This is a genomic window from uncultured Pseudomonas sp., assembly GCF_913777995.1.
Taxonomy (GTDB): Bacteria; Pseudomonadota; Gammaproteobacteria; order Pseudomonadales; family Pseudomonadaceae; genus Aquipseudomonas.
Genome location: NZ_CAJYVE010000034.1, coordinates 76,155 through 97,550, shown reverse-complemented (window position 1 = coordinate 97,550; position 21,396 = coordinate 76,155). Strand labels below are relative to the sequence as shown.

Annotated in this window: 18 protein-coding genes; 8 read left to right on the top strand and 10 right to left on the bottom strand. The window is 65.0% G+C overall.

All coding sequences use genetic code 11. The annotated features are described in order from the left end of the window. Window positions 1-48 precede the first annotated feature (48 nt). On the bottom strand, window positions 49-2,655 hold the full coding sequence (leuS, locus tag QZ497_RS14855; RefSeq protein WP_295476479.1) for a leucine--tRNA ligase: 2,607 nt from the start codon (window positions 2,653-2,655) through the stop codon (window positions 49-51). Window positions 2,656-2,966: 311 nt separating this feature from the next. On the opposite strand from leuS, the gene QZ497_RS14850 reads away from it, so the two are divergent. Both QZ497_RS14850 and QZ497_RS14845 read left to right on the top strand, forming a co-directional pair. Further along, the gene (locus QZ497_RS14850; RefSeq protein ID WP_295476478.1) at window positions 2,967-3,335 is read left to right on the top strand and encodes a hypothetical protein; all 369 of its coding nucleotides are present in this window, start codon (window positions 2,967-2,969) and stop codon (window positions 3,333-3,335) included. Between the two features lie 84 nt (window positions 3,336-3,419). Continuing rightward, window positions 3,420-4,184 (top strand): YdcF family protein, encoded by a 765-nt coding sequence (locus tag QZ497_RS14845; protein WP_295476477.1) that lies wholly within the window; start codon window positions 3,420-3,422, stop codon window positions 4,182-4,184. 155 nt (window positions 4,185-4,339) lie between these two features. Here QZ497_RS14845 and lnt read toward each other — a convergent pair whose 3' ends face one another. The 5 genes from lnt to miaB form a co-directional block, all read right to left on the bottom strand. Further along, complete coding sequence (gene lnt / locus QZ497_RS14840) at window positions 4,340-5,866, bottom strand: apolipoprotein N-acyltransferase (protein WP_295476476.1); 1,527 nt, start codon at window positions 5,864-5,866, stop codon at window positions 4,340-4,342. 54 nt (window positions 5,867-5,920) lie between these two features. Further along, window positions 5,921-6,760 carry an HlyC/CorC family transporter gene (locus tag QZ497_RS14835; RefSeq protein ID WP_295476474.1) on the bottom strand — a complete coding sequence of 280 codons (840 nt, stop codon included), beginning with the start codon at window positions 6,758-6,760 and terminating at the stop codon, window positions 5,921-5,923. 5 nt (window positions 6,761-6,765) lie between these two features. Next, entirely contained in the window at window positions 6,766-7,266 is a 501-nt protein-coding gene (ybeY, locus tag QZ497_RS14830; protein WP_295476473.1) for an rRNA maturation RNase YbeY, read from the bottom strand. Further along, window positions 7,259-8,266 carry a PhoH family protein gene (locus QZ497_RS14825; protein ID WP_295476471.1) on the bottom strand — a complete coding sequence of 336 codons (1,008 nt, stop codon included), beginning with the start codon at window positions 8,264-8,266 and terminating at the stop codon, window positions 7,259-7,261. Before QZ497_RS14825 ends, ybeY begins: the two co-directional genes overlap by 8 nt. Before the next feature lie 140 nt (window positions 8,267-8,406). Then, window positions 8,407-9,735 (bottom strand): tRNA (N6-isopentenyl adenosine(37)-C2)-methylthiotransferase MiaB, encoded by a 1,329-nt coding sequence (gene miaB, locus QZ497_RS14820; RefSeq protein WP_295476469.1) that lies wholly within the window; start codon window positions 9,733-9,735, stop codon window positions 8,407-8,409. Window positions 9,736-9,858: 123 nt separating this feature from the next. Here miaB and QZ497_RS14815 point away from each other — a divergent pair, with 123 nt between their 5' ends. After that, window positions 9,859-10,185 (top strand): DUF1820 family protein, encoded by a 327-nt coding sequence (locus QZ497_RS14815; protein WP_295476468.1) that lies wholly within the window; start codon window positions 9,859-9,861, stop codon window positions 10,183-10,185. Window positions 10,186-10,229: 44 nt separating this feature from the next. Here QZ497_RS14815 and QZ497_RS14810 read toward each other — a convergent pair whose 3' ends face one another. Both QZ497_RS14810 and hemL read right to left on the bottom strand, forming a co-directional pair. Then, window positions 10,230-10,781: a tetratricopeptide repeat protein gene (locus tag QZ497_RS14810; RefSeq protein ID WP_295476466.1), complete on the bottom strand. Its 552-nt coding sequence runs from the start codon at window positions 10,779-10,781 to the stop codon at window positions 10,230-10,232. A gap of 203 nt (window positions 10,782-10,984) precedes the next feature. Beyond that, window positions 10,985-12,265: a glutamate-1-semialdehyde 2,1-aminomutase gene (gene hemL / locus QZ497_RS14805; RefSeq protein ID WP_295476464.1), complete on the bottom strand. Its 1,281-nt coding sequence runs from the start codon at window positions 12,263-12,265 to the stop codon at window positions 10,985-10,987. Window positions 12,266-12,409: 144 nt separating this feature from the next. On the opposite strand from hemL, the gene QZ497_RS14800 reads away from it, so the two are divergent. Beyond that, a complete protein-coding gene (locus QZ497_RS14800) occupies window positions 12,410-13,855 on the top strand; it encodes an AlkA N-terminal domain-containing protein (protein ID WP_295476462.1) in 1,446 nt (481 codons plus the stop codon). Continuing rightward, complete coding sequence (locus QZ497_RS14795; protein ID WP_295476460.1) at window positions 13,852-14,349, top strand: methylated-DNA--[protein]-cysteine S-methyltransferase; 498 nt, start codon at window positions 13,852-13,854, stop codon at window positions 14,347-14,349. Before QZ497_RS14800 ends, QZ497_RS14795 begins: the two co-directional genes overlap by 4 nt. On the opposite strand, the gene thiE is transcribed toward QZ497_RS14795, so the two are convergent. Next, window positions 14,350-14,988 carry a thiamine phosphate synthase gene (gene thiE, locus QZ497_RS14790; RefSeq protein ID WP_295476458.1) on the bottom strand — a complete coding sequence of 213 codons (639 nt, stop codon included), beginning with the start codon at window positions 14,986-14,988 and terminating at the stop codon, window positions 14,350-14,352. Then, a complete protein-coding gene (locus QZ497_RS14785) occupies window positions 14,985-15,785 on the bottom strand; it encodes a hydroxymethylpyrimidine/phosphomethylpyrimidine kinase (protein WP_295476456.1) in 801 nt (266 codons plus the stop codon). Before QZ497_RS14785 ends, thiE begins: the two co-directional genes overlap by 4 nt. A 305-nt stretch (window positions 15,786-16,090) precedes the next feature. Between QZ497_RS14785 and QZ497_RS14780 the strand changes: the two genes are divergently transcribed. The 3 genes from QZ497_RS14780 (at window position 16,091) to amn (ending at window position 21,365) form a co-directional block, all read left to right on the top strand. Then, window positions 16,091-18,106 (top strand): sensor histidine kinase, encoded by a 2,016-nt coding sequence (locus QZ497_RS14780; RefSeq protein ID WP_295476455.1) that lies wholly within the window; start codon window positions 16,091-16,093, stop codon window positions 18,104-18,106. Window positions 18,107-18,152: 46 nt separating this feature from the next. Next, window positions 18,153-19,802, top strand: a complete 1,650-nt coding sequence (locus tag QZ497_RS14775; RefSeq protein WP_295476453.1) for an acyl-CoA dehydrogenase family protein — start codon at window positions 18,153-18,155, stop codon at window positions 19,800-19,802. Window positions 19,803-19,868: 66 nt separating this feature from the next. Continuing rightward, on the top strand, window positions 19,869-21,365 hold the full coding sequence (gene amn / locus QZ497_RS14770) for an AMP nucleosidase (RefSeq protein WP_295476451.1): 1,497 nt from the start codon (window positions 19,869-19,871) through the stop codon (window positions 21,363-21,365). Window positions 21,366-21,396: the final 31 nt, after the last annotated feature.

Genomic DNA, 21,396 nt, shown 5'->3' with positions numbered 1-21,396 from the left:
TACCCCGGAAATTGGTGGGCGCCCGCGTGTGGCGGGCGCCCTGGTCTATCAGCTGGCGACGATGTTGACGAGCTTGCCGGGTACGACGATGACCTTGCGGATGGTCAGGCCGTCGACGAAGCGCTGCACGTTCTCGTTGACCCGTGCGGCGGCCTCGATGTCTTCGCGGCTGGCGCTGGCCGGCATTTCGATGTGCCCGCGCAGCTTGCCGTTGACCTGTACCACCAGTTGCAGGCTGTCCTGCACCAGCGCGCTTTCATCCAGCGCCGGCCAGCCGGCGTCGATGGCGGCACCCTCGTGCCCCAGCTGTTGCCAGAGTACGTGGCTGATGTGCGGAGTGATCGGCGCCAGCAGCAGGACCACGGCCTCCAGGCCTTCCTGCAGCAGGGCACGGTCCTGTGCGCTGGCCTGCGGGGCCTTTTCCAGCACGTTCATCAGGGTCATCACCTGGGCGATGGCGGTGTTGAACTTGTGGAACTGACCGATATCGGTGCTGGCCTGCTTGATCGCCGCGTGGATGGCGCGACGCACGGCCTTCTGGGCGTCATCCAGCGCCGCGACGTCGAGCTGGCCGGGCAGGCCCTGGCTGACATGCGCGTGAGCCAGGCGCCAGACACGGCGCAGGAAGCGGTTGGCGCCTTCGACACCGGAGTCGGACCATTCCAGGCTCATGTCGGGTGGCGAGGCGAACATCATGAACAGGCGGCAAGTGTCGGCGCCGTAGGCATCGATCATGGCTTGCGGGTCGACGCCGTTGTTCTTCGACTTGGACATCTTCTCGGTGCCGCCGATTTCCACCGGCTGGCCGTCGGTCTTCAGGCGTGCGCCAATGATCTTGGCCTTGGCATCGCGCTCGACCTCGACGTCGGCGGGGTTGAACCAGTCCTTGCCGCCGTTGCTGGCGGTGCGGTAGTAGGTCTCGGCGACCACCATGCCCTGGGTCAGCAGGTTCTTGAACGGCTCGTTGGAGCTGACCAGGCCCTCGTCGCGCATCAGCTTGTGGAAGAAGCGCGCATACAGCAGGTGCAGGATCGCGTGTTCGATACCGCCGATGTACTGGTCCACCGGCAGCCAGTGGTTGGCGGCCTGCGGGTCGACCATGCCGCCTTCGTACTTCGGCGAGGCGTAGCGGGCGAAGTACCAGGACGACTCGACGAAGGTGTCCATGGTGTCGGTTTCACGCTTGGCCGCAGCGCCGCATTTCGGGCAGCTGCATTCGTAGAACTCGGGCATGCGCGCCAGGGGCGAGCCGGCGCCGTCCGGAACGACGTTCTCGGGCAGCACCACCGGCAGTTGCTCTTCCGGCACCGGTACGTCGCCGCAGGACGGGCAGTGGATGATCGGGATCGGGCAGCCCCAGTAACGCTGGCGGCTGATGCCCCAGTCGCGCAGGCGGAACTGGGTGCGCGACTTGCCGAGGTCTTTGCTGATCAGCGCCGCTTCGATGGCGTCGAAGGCACCCTGGAAGTCCAGGCCGTCGAAGGCGCCGGAGTTGATCAGCTGGCCATGCTCACCGTAGGCGGCCTGCCACTCGCTGCCGACCTCGTCGCCAGCGCTGGTGCGCACCACGGCCTTGACCGGCAGGTCGTACTTGCGGGCGAATTCGAAGTCGCGCTCGTCATGCGCCGGCACGGCCATCACCGCGCCGTCGCCGTAGTGCATCAGCACGTAGTTGGCGACCCAGACCGGCAGTTTCTCGCCGGTCAGTGGGTGCTCGACGAACAGGGAAGTGGGCATGCCCTTCTTCTCTTGGGTGGCGACGTCGGCTTCGGCGACGCTGCCGCTCTTGCACTCTTCGATGAAGGCTTGCAATTCGGCATTGCCCTGCGCGGCCTGGGTGGCCAGCGGGTGCTCGGCAGCGACGGCCACGTAGGTGGCGCCCATCAGGGTGTCGGGGCGGGTGGTGAAGACCTTCAGCGCGCCGGCATGGCCGATGCTCGCCTGGTCATAGGGGAATTGCACTTCCATGCCGCGCGACTTGCCGATCCAGTTGCGCTGCATGGTCTTGACCTGCTCGGGCCAGCCCGGCAGCTCGTCGAGGCTTTCCAGCAGTTCGTCCGCATAGTCGGTGATGCGGAAGTAGTACATCGGGATCTCGCGCTTTTCGATCAGCGCGCCGGAACGCCAGCCGCGGCCGTCGATGACCTGCTCGTTGGCCAGTACGGTCTGGTCCACCGGGTCCCAGTTCACGGTGCCGTTCTTGCGGTAGATCACGCCCTTTTCGAACAGGCGGGTGAACAGCCACTGCTCCCAGCGGTAGTAGTCGGGCTTGCAGGTGGTCACTTCACGGGACCAGTCGATCGCCAGGCCCAGGCTGTTGAGCTGGGTCTTCATGTAGGCGATGTTTTCGTAGGTCCACTTGGCCGGAGCGACGTTGTTCTTCATCGCGGCGTTTTCCGCCGGCATGCCGAAGGCGTCCCAGCCCATTGGCTGCAGCACGTTCTTGCCCTGCATGCGCTGGTAGCGGGCGATCACGTCACCGATGGTGTAGTTGCGCACATGACCCATGTGCAGCTTGCCGCTGGGGTAGGGAAACATCGACAGGCAGTAGTAGGTGTCCTTGCCTGGCTGTTCACTGACTTCAAAAGACTTTTGCTCGTCCCAGAACGACTGGGCGGCGGCTTCGATTTCGCGGGGCTGATAGAGTTCGTGCATGGCTGCTTTTTACTAAGGATTGGTGACCCTTGGCCTCTTCATCGCTTCGCGAGTCAGGTCGGCACCGGGCGCGATGGCCTGGGCGGTGCGTTGGAGCTCTGCGGGGCGCAAGTGGAGTGACAGGAAACGCCGTAGCATACATGAGCGCCGACGATCGAGGGAAACCCTGATTGCGATGACGGCGGGCAAAAAAGTCCGCCTGCCAGCGCGCTTGCCGATTAGTTCCCGCCGTTGGTCGCAGTTTCGCGCCTGTTTCGGTGGCAGCGCTAAGCTCAAAGACGAGGATGTCCAATCTTCAGTGAGGTGAGCGGATGACAGAGTTGCAGCACACAGTAGTCACTCCTGAGCTGTATGAACGTTTGATCAATCGCCTCGGGCTTGCGCTGGAAACGGCAAGCACCGCAGGCCGGCTGCGCGACGAGATGCCCGAGGAGCTGGAGCTCGACGGGCTCAGTAACGCGGAGTTCGAATTGATCGAGGCCTACCTTGAGAAAGGCGCGAGGGCCGCAAACGGGGCTGTTGAGGGTATGTCACAGGGCAGTTGCATGGCTTCGCCGGAGCGTTCCGTGCCAGTCGAGGTGTCGCAGGATTTGGCCAGGGTCATCTGGCTCAAAGACAAGAGGCGAGCAAACACCGTGGCCAGACCGGGCCGTTACTCACAGAACACTTTCAAGTTCTGATCATCGCGGGCTGCGGGCCCGTTCAGCAGGCATTGTTGCCTGGCACCATTCAATTTAGGCTTCGGGCATCGATGGAGATGCCCAATGCCCTTGCGTTACCTGTTCAAGACCCTGCTGCTGCCGCCTGGCATTCTGTTCCTTCTTTTGCTGCTGGCCTGGTGGCTGCGACGCTCGCGGCCGCGCCTGGCGCTGGCGTGCTTCGCCTGCGGGCTGGGTGGTCTGTGGCTGATGAGCCTGCCGGTGGTGGTGGAGCATGCCGCGCGCCAGCTGGAACGCGTGCCGCCGTTGCCTCAGGCGCAGTGGGCCAGCCTGGCGCAGCGCGCCGATGCCATCGTGGTGCTGGGCAACGGTCGCGAGCGTCAGGCGCCGGCCTGGGGCGAGGATGTACCGACGCCGATGGGGCTGCAGCGTCTGCAGATGGCCGCGCACCTGGCCAGGGTCAGCGGTCTGCCGCTGCTGACCAGCGGCGGCTTGCATTACGGTGAGCCGCCCAGTGAGTCGCGGATGATGGCCGACACCCTGCAGAGAGACTTCGGTGTTCAAGTGCGCTGGCTGGAAGAGCAGAGCCGTACCACCTGGGAGAATGCCCGGTTCAGCGCGCAGCAACTGCTACCGCAGGGGGTCAGGCGCGTGGTAGTGGTGACCCAGGCCTGGCACATGCCCAGGGCTGTGTGGAGCTTCGAGCAGGCGGGCTTCGAGGTGATTGGCGCGCCGGTGGGCTTCCTGGGTGTGGACAACGCCACGCCCTTCGGTGGCTGGTTGCCGGAAGCCCGTGCCTTTGCCCACAGCGCGGTGTTGCTCAATGAGGCGGCGGGCTTGCTGGTCTATCCGTGGGCGTATGCCGACTAGCCTGTTCGACCGGTAGGGGCGGCTTCAGCCGCGAAGCGACCGGGTGTTCACCGATGCCGCGACTTCCTGGCCCTTTCGTGGCCAAAGCCGCTCCTACCGAATCACATGACGCCTAACCGAACTGCATTGCGGCTAAAGCGCCGCATCCAAGGCGATCAGTCCTGGGCTTGCCTGGTGGGCCGTGCCGTCAGCAAGGCCCAGCCCAGCAGTGCGGTGCAGACGATGCCCAGTGGCCAGGAGCGCCAGCGCAGGTAGGGCGTCAGCTCATGCATCGGCACCACTTCGCCGTACATCACCGCGCGCTCGAACTGTGGCACCCGGGTGGTGATGCGGCCGAACGGGTCGATCAATGCGGTGACGCCATTGTTGGTGGCGCGGATCATCCAGCGGCCGGCTTCCAGGGCGCGCATCTGCGCCATCTGCAGGTGCTGCAACGGGCCGATGGAGGTGCCGAACCAGGTGTCATTGCTGATGGTCAGCAGCAGGTCGCTGCGGGCGGCCAGGCTGGCGGCGAATTCCGGGTAGACCACCTCGTAGCAGATGTATGGCGCGATCTGGTAACCCTTGGCCTGCAGCAGTGCCTGGTCGTTGGGGCCGCGGGCGAAGTCGGACATCGGCAGGTTGAAGAACTCGATCAGGCCGCGCAGCGCGTCCTGCAACGGCACGTACTCACCGAACGGCACCAGCTTCTGCTTGTAGTACAGGCCGTCGCCCTCGCCGGTCACGGTAATGCCGTTGTAGTAGCGGTACACACCGCGACCGCTGAGTTCACGCACTGGCACGCCGGTGATCAGCGCCGAGCGGCGTTCGCCGGCAAAGTTGCCCATCATGCTCAGGTAGCCTTCGGCGCTTTCCTTGAGCACCGGCACGGCAGTTTCCGGCCAGACGATCAGGTCGGCCGGCTGTGAGCGGAAGGTCATGTCGCGGTACAGCGCCAGTTGCGCATTGAGGTGCGCGGGGTCCCATTTCAGCATCTGTTCGACATTGCCCTGGATGGCCGCAACCTTCAGCGGCTTGCCGGAGGGCGAGGTCCAGGCGTGGTCCTTGAGCACCAGGGCAATCACCCAGAGAACGACCAGCAGCACTGCTGCCATTCCCAGCCAGGCCGGCTGCTGGCGCAGGCGCGGCAGGTTGCACAGCAGCGCGGCGCTCAGGGCCAGGACGAAGGAAATCAGCCACACCCCGCCCAGCGGCGCCAGCCCGGCCAGTGGGCCGTCGAGCTGACTGTAGCCGGAATACAGCCATGGGAAACCGGTGAGGAACCAGCCGCGGAAGGTTTCTTGCAGCACCCACAGCGCGGCGAAGGCTACGGCATCGGCCAGCGGCCTGTGGCTGCGCCTCAGCCAGCGTACCCAGAGCCAGGCGGGCAGGGCGAAGAACAACGCGATGGCGGCGATGAACGCCAGCATCAGCAGGCCGGCCAGTAGCGCCGAAGCGCCGCCGTAGGTGTGGATGCTGACGTAGATCCAGCTGGTGCCGGCACCGAACAGACCGAAGCCGAAGCACCAGCCGCGGCCCAGCGCCTGGCGTGGGCTCAGGTCGCGCAAGCCAAGATAGAACAGCGCTGCGGCGAGCAGCGCCAGGGGCCAGATATCGAATGGCGCCAGGGCCAAGGTGGTGAGGCCGCCGGCCGCCACGGCCAGCAAGTTACCGGGCCAGCCGGGGCGGGTGATCCAGCGCATCGATTTTCCTTAGTACGGCTCGTTACATTCAGGCTTGCGGTCGGTGGGCATCGCTCAGAGGCGTGAAACCGGGCTCAGGCGCAGCAGGTGGATGCGGCGGCTGTCGGCATTGAGAATGCGGAACCGGTAGGCGCCGATCTCGGTGGTTTCATTGCGCTTGGGCAGATGGCCGAAGGCGTTCATCACCAGGCCGCCGACGGTGTCGAATTCGTCATCGGAGAATTCGCTGTCGAAGAACTCGTTGAAGCTTTCGATGGGCGTCAGCGCCTTGACCAGGAAGTCACCGCTGGGCAGCGGTTTGATGTAGCTGTCTTCCTCGACGTCGTGTTCGTCCTCGATGTCGCCGACGATCTGCTCCAGCACGTCCTCGATGGTCACCAGGCCGGCCACACCGCCGTATTCGTCGATGACGATGGCCATGTGGTTATGGTTGGCGCGGAATTCGCGCAGCAGCACGTTGAGGCGCTTGGACTCGGGCACGAAGGTGGCCGGGCGCAGCAGGTTCTTGATGTCGGTCGCTTCGTCCTGCTGCAGGATCAGCGGCAGCAGGTCCTTGGCCAGCAGCACACCGAGCACGTCATCGTGGCTTTCGCCGATGACCGGGTAGCGCGAGTGCGCGGCGTCGATCACTGCAGGCAGGAATTCGCGTGGGGTCTGGTTGGCCTTGATGCTGATCATCTGCGAGCGCGGGATCATGATGTCGCGCACCTGCAGGTCGGCGACCTGGATGGCCCCCTCGACGATGGCCAGCGCTTCGCTGTCCAGCAGTTTGTTCTGGTGGGCTTCGCGCAGCAGCTCCAGCAGCTCCTGGCGGTTCTTGGGCTCGTGGGCAAAAGCCTGGGTCAGTTTACCCAGCCATGACTTCTGCCCATTGCTCGATCGATCTTCGCTCATGGCCCTTACTCGTGGTCCTTGCGTGGTGTTTCTGAATGATGGGGGGCTTCGCTGTCGTCGTCCGCATAAGGATCCGGATAGCCCAGCTCCTCAAGCAACCTTCGTTCCAGCGCTTCCATTTCCTCGGCTTCATCGTCGTCGATGTGGTCATAGCCGAGCAGGTGCAGGCAGCCGTGGATGACCATGTGCGCCCAGTGTGCATCGCGGGCCTTGCCTTGCTCGGCGGCCTCGCGGTCGACTACCGGGACGCAGATGACCAGGTCGCCCAGCAGCGGGATGTCCAGCAGGTCATCGGGGACGTCGGCGGGGAACGACAGCACGTTGGTGGCGTAGTCCTTGTGCCGCCAGGTGCGGTTGAGCTCGCGGCCTTCCGCTTCGTCGACCAGGCGAATGGTCATTTCCGAGTCGCCCTGGCGCTGGCGCAGGCCCATTTCGCACCACTGGCGGAACTGGGCCTCGCTGGGCGCGGGGGTGTCGCTGGCGATCTGCAGGTCCAGCTCAAGCATCGCGTTCGCCGCCCTTGGCGGTTTCGCCAGTGCCGGTGCGCTCGTCGAAACGCTCGTAGGCTTCCACGATGCGTTGCACCAATGGGTGGCGCACCACGTCTTTGGGGCGGAAATGCGTGAAGCTGATGCCCGGCACGTCCTTGAGCACCTCGATGACATGCGCCAGGCCCGACTTGGTGCCGCGAGGCAGGTCGACCTGGGTGATGTCGCCGGTGATCACGGCGGTGGAGCCGAAGCCGATACGGGTCAGGAACATTTTCATCTGCTCGACGGTGGTGTTCTGACTCTCGTCGAGAATGATGAAGCTGTTATTAAGGGTGCGACCGCGCATGTAGGCCAGCGGGGCGATCTCGATGATCTGCTTCTCGATCAGCTTGGCCACGTATTCGAAGCCGAGCATTTCGTAGAGGGCGTCGTACAGGGGGCGCAGGTAGGGGTCGATCTTCTGCGCCAGGTCGCCGGGCAGGAAGCCCAGTTTCTCGCCGGCCTCGACCGCCGGGCGCACCAGCAGGATGCGGCGGATCTGCTCGCGCTCCAGCGCATCGACCGCGCAGGCCACGGCCAGGTAGGTCTTGCCGGTACCGGCCGGGCCGATGCCGAAGTTGATGTCGTTGTTGAGGATCGCCTTGACGTAGCGCTGCTGGTTGAAGCCGCGCGGACGGATCATGCCTTTCTTGGTGCGCAGGGCCACGCTCGGGTCGCTGGCCGAATTCTGGTTCAGGGCCTCTATGCCCGACTCCTGCAGGAACAGGTGAACCATGTCCGGGGTAAGCTCGGAGCCCTTGGTTTCCCGGTAGAGAAGGCGCAGCAGGTTTTCTGCCGAGGAGGTCTGCTTGGGATCGCCGATCAGTTCGAACTGATTGCCGCGGTTGCGGATCTCGATGTCCAGGCGCTGCTCGATCAGGCGCAGATGCTCGTCGAGTTGCCCGCACAGGTTGGCGAAACGATGGGCCTCGAAAGGTTCGAGGATAAAACGGTGAGGTTCTATGGGTGCGTTCAAGGTCTTTTTTGGCCGCCTGACGGCTGTTGAAGTGAGTTGCAGCATAACCCCAGCTTTCGCTGTGCGAAAGCTCTGACTTGCGCCGCCGTGACGCGTTCCGCGAAAGGCCCGTGGTTGAGCCGTTCGCGGACGGGCGCCGGTTACATCAGCAGCGAGCCACGCAGGGAATGGGGCTGTGCGTCGTCAATGTGGACGTTGACAAACTGGCCGATGAGGCTCGGATTGTTGCAGGTGAAGTTGACGATCCGGTTGTTCTCGGTACGCCCCTGCAACTGGCCCGGGTCGCGGCGCGAGTAATCAGTGACCAGAATGCGCTGGGTAGTCCCCACCATCTGTCGGCTGATCTCGTAGCCCTGCTGGTTCAAACGATGCTGCAGGGCGTTGAGGCGCTGCTTCTTGACCTCTTCGGGGGTGTCGTCCTTGAGGTCGGCGGCCGGGGTGCCGGGGCGCGGGCTGTAGACGAACGAGAAGGAGAAGTCGAAACCCACGTCCTGGACCAGCTTCATGGTGTTTTCGAAGTCTTTCTCGGTTTCACCCGGGAAGCCGATGATGAAGTCGGAACTGATACAGATGTCCGGCACCGCCGCCTTGAGCTTGCGCAGCCGCGACTTGTACTCCAGCACGGTGTGGTTGCGCTTCATCGCCGCCAGGATGCGGTCCGAACCGGATTGCACGGGCAGGTGCAGGTGCTTGACCAGCTCCGGCACTTCGGCGTGGGCCTGGATCAGGCTGTCGGAGAACTCCAGCGGGTGCGAGGTGGTGTAGCGGATACGCTCGATACCGTCGATGGCGGCCACCACACGGATCAGGTCGGCCAGGTCGGCGACGCTGCCGTCGGGGTTGGGGCTGCGGTAGCCATTGACGTTCTGGCCGAGCAGGGTGACTTCCCGCACGCCGTTTTCAGCCAGGTGGATGATCTCGCCGATGACGTCGTCGAACGGTCGGCTGACCTCCTCGCCACGGGTATAGGGCACCACGCAGAAGGTGCAGTACTTGCTGCAGCCTTCCATGACCGAGACGAAGGCCGTGGGGCCGTCGACGCGGGGTTCGGGCAGGTGGTCGAATTTCTCGATTTCCGGGAACGACACGTCGACCTGCGGTTCGCGGCTGACCCGCGCCGCGTCGATCATTTCCGGCAGGCGGTGCAGGGTCTGCGGGCCGAAGACCACGTCCACGTAGGGCGCGCGGTCGCGGATCGCGGCGCCTTCCTGGCTGGCCACGCAGCCACCCACGGCGATGACCATCTCCGGGTTGGCCTGCTTCAGCTCGCGCCAGCGGCCCAGTTGCGAGTACACGCGGTCCTGGGCACGTTCGCGGATCGAGCAGGTATTGAGGAGGATCACGTCGGCATCTTCGGCCCGGCTGGTCACTTCCAGGGCTTGATGTTCGCCCAGCAGGTCGACCATGCGCGAGCTGTCGTACTCGTTCATCTGGCAGCCGTGGGTTTCGATGTAAAGCTTCTTGGCCATGCTCGATCAGTCTGTCGTTGCGAAGAACCGCGCATTATAGGGATGACGGCGATGCTCTTCCAGGGTTGCCGGTCTGCTATAGTCTCTGCCTTTTTTCACCCTTGCGATCATCAGCTACCTGACATGACCAAACGCGAATCTCCCATCTACAAGGTTATCTTCCTCAACCAGGGCCAGGTGTACGAAATGTACGCCAAGCAGATCTACCAGAGTGATCTGTGGGGCTTTCTGGAAGTGGAGGAATTCGTTTTCGGTGAACGCACCACTGTGGTGGTGGACCCCAGCGAGGAAAAACTCAAGGCGCAGTTCGAGGGTGTGGTGCGCAGCTTCGTGCCGATGCACTCGATCGTGCGCATCGACGAAGTCGAGCGGATGGGGACGCCGAAGATCAGCGAAGCCAAGGGTGGCAGCAACGTGATGCCATTCCCGATGCCGATGCCTGAAAAGTAAGCCCTGCGGGCTGGCGGGGGGCTACCGGTGTGGCCTGCCCGCGTTCAGGGCAGTGGTGAAAAGGGCGTACGCCCGTCGGCGCTCTGCAGTTCCAGCAGGTATTTGCGGAAGATCTGCCCCAGGACCTGGGTTGCAGCTTCCAGCTCCTTGCGGTCCATCTTCGCAGCCACCTCGTCGGCGGCGTCCAGTGCATCTTCTGCGCCGTTGACCGCGGCCATCTTCAGGACCACATAGGCCTGGATATTGTTGGCCGGTACCCCTTCGCCCGCAGCGAACATCGAACCAAGCCGGTACTGCGCCTGGGCATGGCCCTGCAGCGAGGCTTTTTCGAAGTAGTCCAGCGCCTGCGCCAGATCGCGGGGTGCCTGCTTGCCCTCGTAGTAGAACTCGCCCAACTCGTATTGCGCCTGGGCATCCCCGGCCTGCGCGGCCTGTTTGCAGGCGTCGAGCGCCGCTGGCAGGTTTTCCGGCAAGGTATTGAGGGTGCAGCGACCCATCGCTGGGATCAACAACGAGTTGCCACCTGCGGCTTGGGCCAGCAGGGGAAAGATAAGCAACAGGCAGCCCAATGCAAGGGTGCGGCCGGTGCGGTTCATGGGAGTCAACTTACCTCTGGAAAAAGGTGCGGGCGAAACACATAGAGCAAATGCATGCTGGCTGCGCATTATGAAATAAGCAGAGGCCACCTTACAAAGTGTTTACGGTTTTTCTGCTGCACGGCTTTAAAAAAGCTTGCTTTTAGAGGCTTGCGAACTAACCGCTGTCGCCGCCCCGCAGGGAGGGACGGCGCCGTTGCGGGTCAGAGCGCAGCGAACGCCTGCTTCGCGGCTTCCAGCGTCAGTTGCAGTTCTTTCTCGCCGTGGGCGATGGAGGTGAAGCCGGCTTCGAAGGCGCTTGGCGCCAGGTATACGCCGCCTTCGAGCATGAGGTGGAAGAACCGCTTGAAGCGCTCGACATCGCTGCTCATTACGTCCTGGAAGGTGACGATGTCCCGCTTGTCGGTGAAGTACAGGCCGAACATGCCACCGGCCTGGGTAGTGGTGAACGGCACGCCCGCCGCATCGGCGAGTGCCTGCAGGCCTTCGAGCAGGCGGGTGGTGAAGGCTTGCAGCTCGTCATGGAAACCGGGGCGGCTGATCAGGCGCAGGGTGGTCAGGCCGGCGGCCATGGCCAGCGGGTTACCCGACAGGGTACCGGCCTGGTAGACCGGGCCCAGCGGCGCGATGTGCGACATGATTTCGCGCTTGCCGCCGAAGCAGCCGACCGGCATGCCGCCACCGATGATCTTGCCGAAGGTCGACAGGTCCGGGGTGACGCCGTAATAAGCCTGGGCACCGCCCAGGGCAACGCGGAAGCCGGTCATCACTTCGTCGAAGATCAGCACCACGCCGTGCTCGTCGCACAGCTGGCGCAGGCCCTGCAGGTAGCCCGGTGCCGGCGGCACGCAGTTCATGTTGCCAGCCACTGGCTCGACGATGATGCACGCCACTTCCTGGCCGACTTCGCTGAGCAGCTGGCGAGCGGCCTCCAGATCGTTGAACGGCAGGGTCAGGGTGTGCTTGGCGAACGCTGCCGGTACGCCGGGAGAGCTGGGTACACCCAGGGTCAGGGCGCCGGAGCCGGCCTTGACCAGCAGGCTGTCGGAATGGCCGTGGTAGCAGCCTTCGAACTTGATGATGCTGTCGCGGCCGGTGTAGCCGCGTGCCAGGCGGATGGCGCTCATGGTCGCCTCGGTGCCGGAGCTGACCATGCGCACCATTTCCATCGACGGCACCAGCGAGCAGACCAGGTCGGCCATCTCGGTTTCCATGGCGGTCGGTGCGCCATACGACAGGCCGTGCTCCAGCTGGGCGCGCACGGCGCCGAGGACTTCAGGATGGCTGTGGCCGAGGATCATCGGGCCCCAGGAGCCGACGTAGTCGACATAGCGCTTGTCATCTTCGTCCGTCACATAGGCGCCAGCGGCATGCTTGAAGAACAGCGGCGTGCCGCCCACGCTCTTGAATGCGCGCACCGGCGAGTTGACGCCGCCGGGGATATGTTTTTGGGCATTGGCGAACAGTGTTTCGGAACGGGACATGATCGGGTCTCTGCTTTGCAACGGAAAATCGGGAGCCCGCTGGCGCGGTACAGGAGCGGCACTATAGCAAATGGCTGTCGGCCGCCGGTTGTCGATGTCCGATTTCAGCCAGACTTTTGCCAGGCCCAGGGTTACAGTCGCGGCATGAACAGATTCGATCCCCAGACCTGCTATGCCGCGTTCGTCGCCCGCGACCGCCGTTTCGACGGCTGGTTCTTCATGGGGGTGTCGTCCACCGGTATCTACTGCCGTCCCGTGTGCCCGGTGCGCGCGCCGCTGGCCAGGCATTGCACGTTCTACGCGTCGGCGGCGGCAGCCGAGCAGGCCGGGTATCGCCCCTGCCTGCGCTGCCGCCCCGAGCTGGCCCCCGGCCATGCCACCATGGACGTTTCCGGGCGGCTGGCCCAGGCAGCGGCGCGGCTGATCGAAGAGGGTTACCTCAGCGGCCGTAGTCTGGAGGACCTGGCGCAACGGGTCGGTGTCAGCGGTCGCCACCTGCGACGCATCTTCGAGGCCGAGTTCGGCGTAGGGTTGATCGATTTTGCCCAGACCCAGCGCCTGCTGACCGCCAAACGGCTGCTGACCGACACCGGGCTGTCGATGGCCGAGGTGGCGTTGGCGGCGGGCTTTGGCAGCGTGCGGCGTTTCAACGACGTTTTCCAGGCCCGCTATGGTCTCAACCCCTCGCGGCTGCGCAAGGCCAGGCACTTGCCGGGCGCGCGCAGCCTGAGCTTCGAGCTGGCCTACCGGCCGCCGTTCAATTGGCCGGGTGTACTGGCGTTCCTGGCGCATCGCTGCGCCGCCGGGGTCGATCAGGTGGTGGATGACAGCTACAGCCGGGTGCTGGAAGTGGAGCGCGCCGGTGAGCGCTTCACCGGCTGGGTTTGCGTACGCCAGCGTGCCGCACGGCATGCCCTTGAGGTGCAAGTGAGCGCGTCGCTGCAGCCTGTCATCGCCCAGGTGCTGGGTGCCGTACGGCGGATCTTCGACACCGGGTGCCGCCCCGACCTGGTCGATGCGCACCTGGGCGAACTGGCCGAAGGCTTGCCGGGCATGCGTGTGCCGTCGGTGCCGGATGGCTTCGAGATTGCCGTGCGCGCGGTGGTCGGTCAGCAGATTTCGGTGCTCAGGGCGCGGCAGATCCTCACGCGAATCGCCGAGCGCTACGGCACCCCGTTGGCCGAGGGTCCCGACGGGTTGCAGCGGGCTTTTCCGACGGCCAGGGCGCTGGCCGAGCTGGCGCCGCAGGCGCTGGTCGCCACGGGGCTGATCGGCATTCGCGCCGAAGCGATCATCGCCGTGGCCCGAGAGGTGGCCGCCGGGCGCATCGTGCTCGAACCGCTGGTGCCCCTCGAACCCACGCTCACCGCGCTGCGGCAGATCCGTGGGATCGGCGAGTGGACTGTGCAGTACATTGCCATGCGTGCCCTGGGCTGGCCGAATGCGTTTCCGCAAGGCGATGCCGTGCTGAAAAAATACCTGGGTTGCGCCACGGCCGCGCAGCTCGACGACCATGCCAGCCGCTGGGCACCCTGGCGGGCCTATGCGGTGGTGCACCTCTGGCATCTGAGTGAGGAGGCGAAGCGATGAAACCGGGCTACCTGTTTACCAGCCCCTTGGGCGATATCGTCCTGCGTGCCGAAGACGAGGCCCTGACCGGTGTGTTCTTCGTTGGGCAGAAGCATTACCCCGACCTGCTGCGGGTCACTGATCAGCAACCGGTGCCGCGCATCATCGCCCTGGCTCGCGAGCAGTTGCAGGAGTTCTTCGCGGGCGAGCGGCAGGTCTTCGATCTGCCGCTGCGTGCGCGGGGAACGCCGTTCCAGGAGCAGGTGTGGCAGGCGCTGGCGCGGATTCCCTACGGCGAGATCATGTCCTACGGTGCGATGGCGCGCCAGATGGGCCTCAGCGCCGGGCATTCCAGGGCGGTTGGCACGGCCAATGGGCGCAACCCGATCTCGATCATCGTGCCTTGCCATCGGGTAGTGGGCGCAGCCGGCGACCTGACCGGCTATGCGGGGGGCGTGGAGAGAAAACGCGCCCTGCTGGCCCTGGAGGCCGAGCAGGGCTTCAGGCTTGCCTGATCAGTGGCCAGCCAGCAGCGCGTTGAACGCCCGGGCGCGACGCGTGACCTCGGCGGCACTGTCTGCCCCGAACAGGCCGTGCACCACTGCAAGCAGGTCGGCACCGTGCTCCACCAGGGGCGCGGCGTTATCCACGGTGATGCCACCGATGACCGCGATGGGCAGGTTGACCTGATTGCGCACGTCCTCCAGCAGGTGCAGGGGCACGCCCGGCGCGTCAGGTTTGGTCTGCGAGCTGAAGAACCGCCCGAAGGCCACGTAGCTGGCGCCTTCGGCCTTGGCCTGTTCGGCCAGCTCCAGGCGACCGTGGCAGGTGGCGCCGACCACTGCGTGGCGGCCCAGCAGGGCGCGGGCGTTGGCCAGCGAACCGTCGGCCTGGCCCAGGTGCACACCGACACCCAGGCGTGCGGCCAGCTCGGCGTCGTCATTGATGATCAGGCGGGTGTTGTAGCGTTCGCAAAGCTGCAGCAGTTCACTGGCTTCGCGCAGGCGGCGTGATTCGTCCTGGCTTTTGTCGCGGTATTGCAGCAGGGCTACGCCGCCTTCCAGGGCCGCCTCGACGTAGGGCAGGAAGCGCCCCGCAAGCAGTTGGGCATCGGTGATGGCGTACAGGCCGCGCAGCCGGGAGGCCTTGTTCATGAGCAGAAATCCAGTGGCAGGCGGCGCGGGACGAATTGCCCCTTGCCCAGCAGGTCGGCGTCGCGCAGCGTCCGCCAGGTGTAGTCCAGGGCCGATTGCACGGCGTTGACCACATCCTGGCCGAGGGCCAGGCGCCCGGCCAGGGCACTGGCCAGGGTGCAGCCTGAACCGTGGTAGCTGCCAGGCAGGCGCTGGCAGGTGAAGGTGTGCAGGGCACCGCTGCGCAGGTACAGACGGTTGTGCACTTGCTGCTCGTCGCCATGGCCACCGGTGATCAGCAGGTGCTCGCAGAATGGCAACAGACGTTCGGCGCACTGGTCGGCACTGCCTTCCGGCAGTTCGGCGAGGATGCGTGCCTCAGGCAGGTTCGGCGTGGCGATGGTGGCGCGTGGCAGTAGGCGTTCGCGCATCGCGTAGCCGACCTCATCCTTGCCCAGCCGACCGCCGCCACCGGCGCGCAGCACCGGGTCGCAGACCACCGGCAGGTGCGGGTGCGCGGCAAGCAGTTCGACCACGGTCTCGACCATTTCCGTCGAACCGAGCATGCCGAGCTTGACCGCCGCGACCGGGGAGTCGGCGAGCACGGCATTGGCCTGGGCCAGCACCCACTCGCGATCCAGTACACGGAAGTCGCTGACGTTCACGGTGTCCTGCACGGTCAGCGCGGTAACGGCCGGGGCCGCGTGGCAACCCTGGGCGAGCAGGGCTTCGATGTCGGCCTGCAGGCCGGCACCACCGCTGGGGTCATGGCCGGACAGACAGAGCACGATGGGGCGGGTGCTATGGATAGTGTTCATGGTCGGCGAGCTTACCACCAAATGCCGGGAAGACTGATGGGCGAGCGGGGCATTTTTGGCGGCCTCGCGCAGCCTGTGCTGGCCCGATGCAGTCAAATGAGTGCGCCTGGCGCCGATTAGCGGCTATGCTTGTGCGTCTGAGCAGTTGGTATACCCATATTCGCTGGTTTTCCGCTGGCCGGGCCCGCAAGGTCCGCCTGCGGCCCTTGTGCCAATGGACTTTCTTCAGCCTGCTTCACGGATGGAAAACTGCAGGGCGTCGCTTCAGGGACTGATGGAACGCGACGGACTACCTTGGGGCTTTCATGCGCTATTTGCTGATACTGCTGGTAGGTTGGCTGCCATTGCTGGCCTTTGCCGTCGCGTTCGACGAAAACACCCGCAGTCTTTCCCTGGGCCCTTGGGTCCAGGTGTACGAGGACTCCAGTGGCCAGGCCGACCTCGACCAGGTCCTGCAGGTCGAGCGGGCCGGAGTGTTCCGCCCCTTGGGAGAACCCACGCTGAATGCGGGGTATTCGCGCTCCGCCTTCTGGCTGAAGGTCGATCTGGCGTACCTGCCCCGTGACCCGCAGCGACACGCCGACTGGCTGCTGGAGCTGGCCTATCCGCCGATGGACCATGTCGATGTGTATCTGCTCGACGCCCAGGGCGAGCGCCGCCTGGAATGGAAAACCGGTGACATGCTGCCGTTCGCCAGCCGGCAGATTCGCCAGAGCAACTACTTGTTCGAGTTGCCACTCGCGCCGGGGCAGGCCATGACCGCCTATGTCCGCGTCGCCAGCAACGGCTCGGTGCAGGCGCCGCTGAATCTGTGGTCCAGCCATGCCTACCTCGAAGAACAGCCGGCGCGCATTTATGTGCTCGGGCTGATCTACGGTGTGTTGCTGGGCATGCTGGTGTACAACCTGTTCATCTATGTCAGCGTCCGCGACATCAGCTACCTCTGGTACATCCTCTACATTGCCTCGTTCGGCCTCTATCAGGTGTCGATCAACGGTGTGGCCATCGAATACCTGTGGCCGGACAGCCCTTGGTGGGCCAATGCGGTGACACCGCTGCTGGTGGGGTGCGCGGTGTTCTTCGCCAGCCAGTTCACCCGCAGTTTCCTGCAGACCCGGCTGTTGGGGCGCTGGGTGGACAACCTGCTGATCTGGATAATGGCCAGCGCCCTGGTGGTGTCGGCCGTGGCGCTGTTCGCCGACTACGGCCTGGCCCTGCGTGCCATGACCTTGCTGGTGCTGGTGTTCACCCCGGTGGTGCTGGCCACCGGCATCCTGGCCTGGTTCCGGCGGGTGCGGGTGGCACGCTATTTCCTGCTGGCCTGGTCGGCCTTCCTGCTCGGCGGGCTGGTCAATGCGGTGATGCTGCTGGGTTACCTGCCCAATACCTTCCTGACCCTGTATGCCAGCCAGATCGGCTCGGTGGTGGAAGTCGCGCTGCTATCCCTGGCCCTGGCCGACCGCATCAACCATGGGCGCGAGCAGCAGGCCCGGCACCTGCTGGAAGCCGGCAAGGACCTTGAGCGCCTCAATCGCCAGCTGGCTACCAGCAACCGGCTGAAGGATGAGTTCCTCGCCACCCTGACCCATGAGCTGCGCACGCCGATGAACGGCATCATCGGCTCGCTGGACCTGATGCAGACCGTGCCGATGGACAGCGAGCTGCAGACCTACCAACAGACGGCATTCACCTCGGCCCAAGACATGATGCGCATGATCAACGGCATCCTGACCCTTACCGAGCTGCAGGCCGGTACCCTGCATGTCGACGAGCGGCCGGTCGAGCTGAGCGCCCTGATCCGGCGCCTGCACGAGCGGTTCATCGCTGCAGCGCAGGCCAAGGGCCTGATCCTGCGCTTCGAGGCCGAACCCTTCCTGCCGCAGGTGCTGCGCGGGGACCCGGACAAACTGTTCCAGTGCATCGAGTGCCTGATCGACAACGCCATCAAGTTCACCCGTCGCGGTTCGGTCACGGTCCGCCTGGAGGCTACGCGCTGGCAGCCTGATCGCTTCATTCTGCGCGTCGAGGTCATCGACACCGGCATCGGTTTCAAGCGCCTGGACGAAGCCGTGCTGTACCAGCGCTTCTTCCAGGTCGACAGTTCCATGACTCGCGAATACGGCGGATTGGGCATTGGCCTGGCGATCTGCCGACAGTTGATCGAGCTCCAGGGCGGTAGCCTCAGCCATCATTCCGAGCCGGGCCATGGCAGTCGCTTCGTGCTCAGCCTGCCGCTGCAGGTGGCGACCGGCAGTGATGGGCAGGAGAAAAGCACCGACAGTTCGTCGGGTATGGCCCTGTTCAAGATCCGGGGGGCGTGATTCACTGATTCCTGACCGATGACCGCCTATTGTCAGGAGGTGCTCGATGGACATCCATTCATTGGCTGAAACCCACCAAGTCACCAATCAACCCCCGCCCCTCGAAGGTCTCAACCTCTATCGCTGCGACCTGCCACTGCAGGCCTGGGTCAGGCATTACGGTGCCGGCTGGGCGCAGATGCGCATCGATGCCTACGGCGCCCTGGCCGGCGGCCCGCTGATGGAAGCGGGTTTTCTTGCCAACCAGCACAAGCCCGTCTTCCACAGCCATGACCGTTACGGCCATCGCATCGACCTGGTGGAGTTTCATCCCGCCTGGCACCTGCTGATGAGAACCGCCATCGAGCATGGCATTCCCTCGCTGCCCTGGCGCGATCCGAAACCCGGCGCGCAGGTAGCCCGGGCGGCGATGAGCTACCTGCATACCCAGGCCGAGCCAGGCAGCGGCTGCCCCTTGACCATGACCTTCGCCAGCGTGCCGGCCTTGCGCCTGCAGCCAGAACTGGCGGAGGTCTGGCTGCCCAAGGTGCTGGCCACCGAATACGACCCGCGTAACGTCGGCATGGCGCACAAGGCCGGGGTGACCCTCGGCATGGCGATGACCGAGAAGCAGGGCGGTACCGATGTACGTGCCAATACCACGCGCGCCTTCCCCACCGGTGTCGGCGGGTCGGGGCAGGCCTATGAACTGGTCGGCCACAAGTGGTTCTGCTCGGCGCCGATGTGCGATGCCTTCCTGACCCTGGCGCAGACCGAGCACGGCCTGAGCTGCTTCCTGCTGCCGCGCCACCGGCCCGACGACAGCCTCAATGCGTTTCAGATCCAGCGCCTGAAGAACAAGCTGGGCAACTGCTCGAACGCCTCCAGCGAAGTGGAGTTTCGCGGGGCGCTGGCGTGGATGCTGGGCGAGGAGGGACGCGGGGTCGCCACCATCATCGAAATGGTCGCCATGACCCGCTACGACTGCATGATCGGTTCCAGCGCGTTGATGCGCCAGGCGCTGACCCAGGCCATTCACCATTGCGCGCACCGCCAGGTCAGCGGTCGCCTGCTGAGCGAACAGCCGCTGATGCAGAACGTCCTGGCCGACCTGGCCCTGGAGAGCGAGGCGGCGCTGGCGCTGAGCCTGCGCATGGGGCATGCCCTGGACCACGCTGACGACGATCACCAGGCGCGTTTCATCCGTCTGGTCACGGCGGTGGGCAAGTACTGGATCTGCAAACGCGCCCCGGCGATGATCAACGAGGCCGCCGAATGCATGGGCGGCGCCGGCTACATCGAAGACAGCATCCTGCCGCGGCTGTACCGTGAAGCGCCGGTCAACTCCATCTGGGAAGGCTCCGGCAACGTGCAATGCCTGGATGTGCTGCGCGCGCTGTCCCGCGAGCCGGGTATCGCCGAGGCGCTGTTCGCCGAGCTGGACGACGGCCGGGGCGACGCCGACCTGAGCCGCCACGTGCTGCAGCTCAAGCAGGCGTTCAGCGACCAGGACGAACTGCCTTACCGGGCCCGGCAACTGACCGAGGACATTGCCGTGGCCTTGCAGGCCCGTCTGTTGCTCGACGCCGGTGTGCCAGCGGTCAGCGATGCCTTCGTGGTCAGCCGCCTGCGCCGCCCGGCGCGGGTCTATGGCGGCCTGCCGCGTGGCGTGGATTGCCCGGCGCTGCTGGCGCGTGCCGCCCCGCATGCGGCCTGAAACCCAGGATGCCAAAGGGGCGCTGAGGTCATCACGGCTTGTGCTGTGACGACCACAGCCCCTAGGATGCAGCACTGCCCGTCAGACAGGATCCCCATCGTGACTCAAGCTTTTGTTGTCGTCGAAACCGCCGAACAGGCCGTCGAACAGTTGGCCGCCCTGCACGAGCGTGCCACTGGCGCGTTGAACCAGGCCCTCAAACGCTACCTGAAGGATCGCATCGAGCCTGACGCCGAGCAGCGCGCGCTGTTCCGCTACCCGGAGCTGCGCCTGACCTACGCGGTCAACGGCGAGGTCCCGGCAACCACCCGCGCCTACGCCAAGGTACAGCTGCCGGGCACCTACAGCGTCACCGTGACGCAGCCGGCGGCCTTTCGCAAATACCTGCTCGAACAGCTCAACCCGCTGATCCGCGACTTCAACGTGACCCTGGAAGTGGGGCTGAGCGACCAGACCATCCCGTACCCCTACGTGGTCGACCAGGGCGACGAGCTGGCCGGTTCCGGGGTGACTGCCGCCGCCCTGGCGCGGGTATTTCCCAGTACCGACCTGTCGGCCACCACCGACGGCATCGCTGACGGCCTGCACGACTGGGGCAATGCCGACCCGCTGCCGCTGGCGCTGTTCGACGCCGCACGGGTGGATTTCTCGCTGCGTCGCCTGGTGCACTACACCGGTAGTGACTGGCGCCACGTGCAGCCGTGGATCCTGCTGACCAACTACCACCGCTATGTCGATCAATTCATCATGCACGGCCTGGAAACCCTGCGCAGCGATCCGCGCTTCGTGCACATGGTGCTACCGGGCAACGTCATCGTCGACAAGCACATGGATGCCGAAGAGGCGCAAAGCGTGGTGGCCGGTGTGGTCTGGCACCGCTACCAGATGCCTGCCTACCATCTGGTGGCCGAAGATGGCCACGGCGTGACCCTGGTCAACATCGGCGTCGGCCCGTCCAACGCCAAGAACATCACCGACCACCTGGCCGTGCTGCGCCCGCATTGCTGGCTGATGATCGGCCACTGCGGCGGCCTGCGGCAGTCGCAGACCATTGGCGACTACGTGCTGGCCCACGCCTACATGCGCCGCGACGGCATCCTCGACCGCGTGCTGCCGCCGCACATCCCGATTCCGGCCCTGGCCGAGGTGCAACTGGCGTTGCAGGAAGCCGCGGCACAGATCACCGGCGAGCGGGGCGAGGAACTCAAGAAGCGCCTGCGCACCGGGACCGTGCTGACCTACGACGACCGCAACTGGGAACTGCGCTGGGCCCAGGAGCGGCCACTGATCAACCTGTCGCGTGCCGTGGCCGTAGACATGGAAAGCGGCACCATCGCGGCCCAAGGCTATCGTCTGCGGGTGCCTTACGGGACCCTGCTGTGTGTGTCGGACAAACCGCTGCACAGTGAGATCAAGCTGCCCGGTTCGGCCAATGCCTTCTACAACCGCGCGGTCAGCCAGCACCTGAAGATCGGCATCGCGGCGCTGGACCTGCTGCGCGCCGAGCTGAATTCGCTGCACTCGCGCAAGCTGCGCAGCTTCGACGAGCCGCCGTTCCGCTGACAGCCTGCGGGTCAATACGAAGGGCCACTCT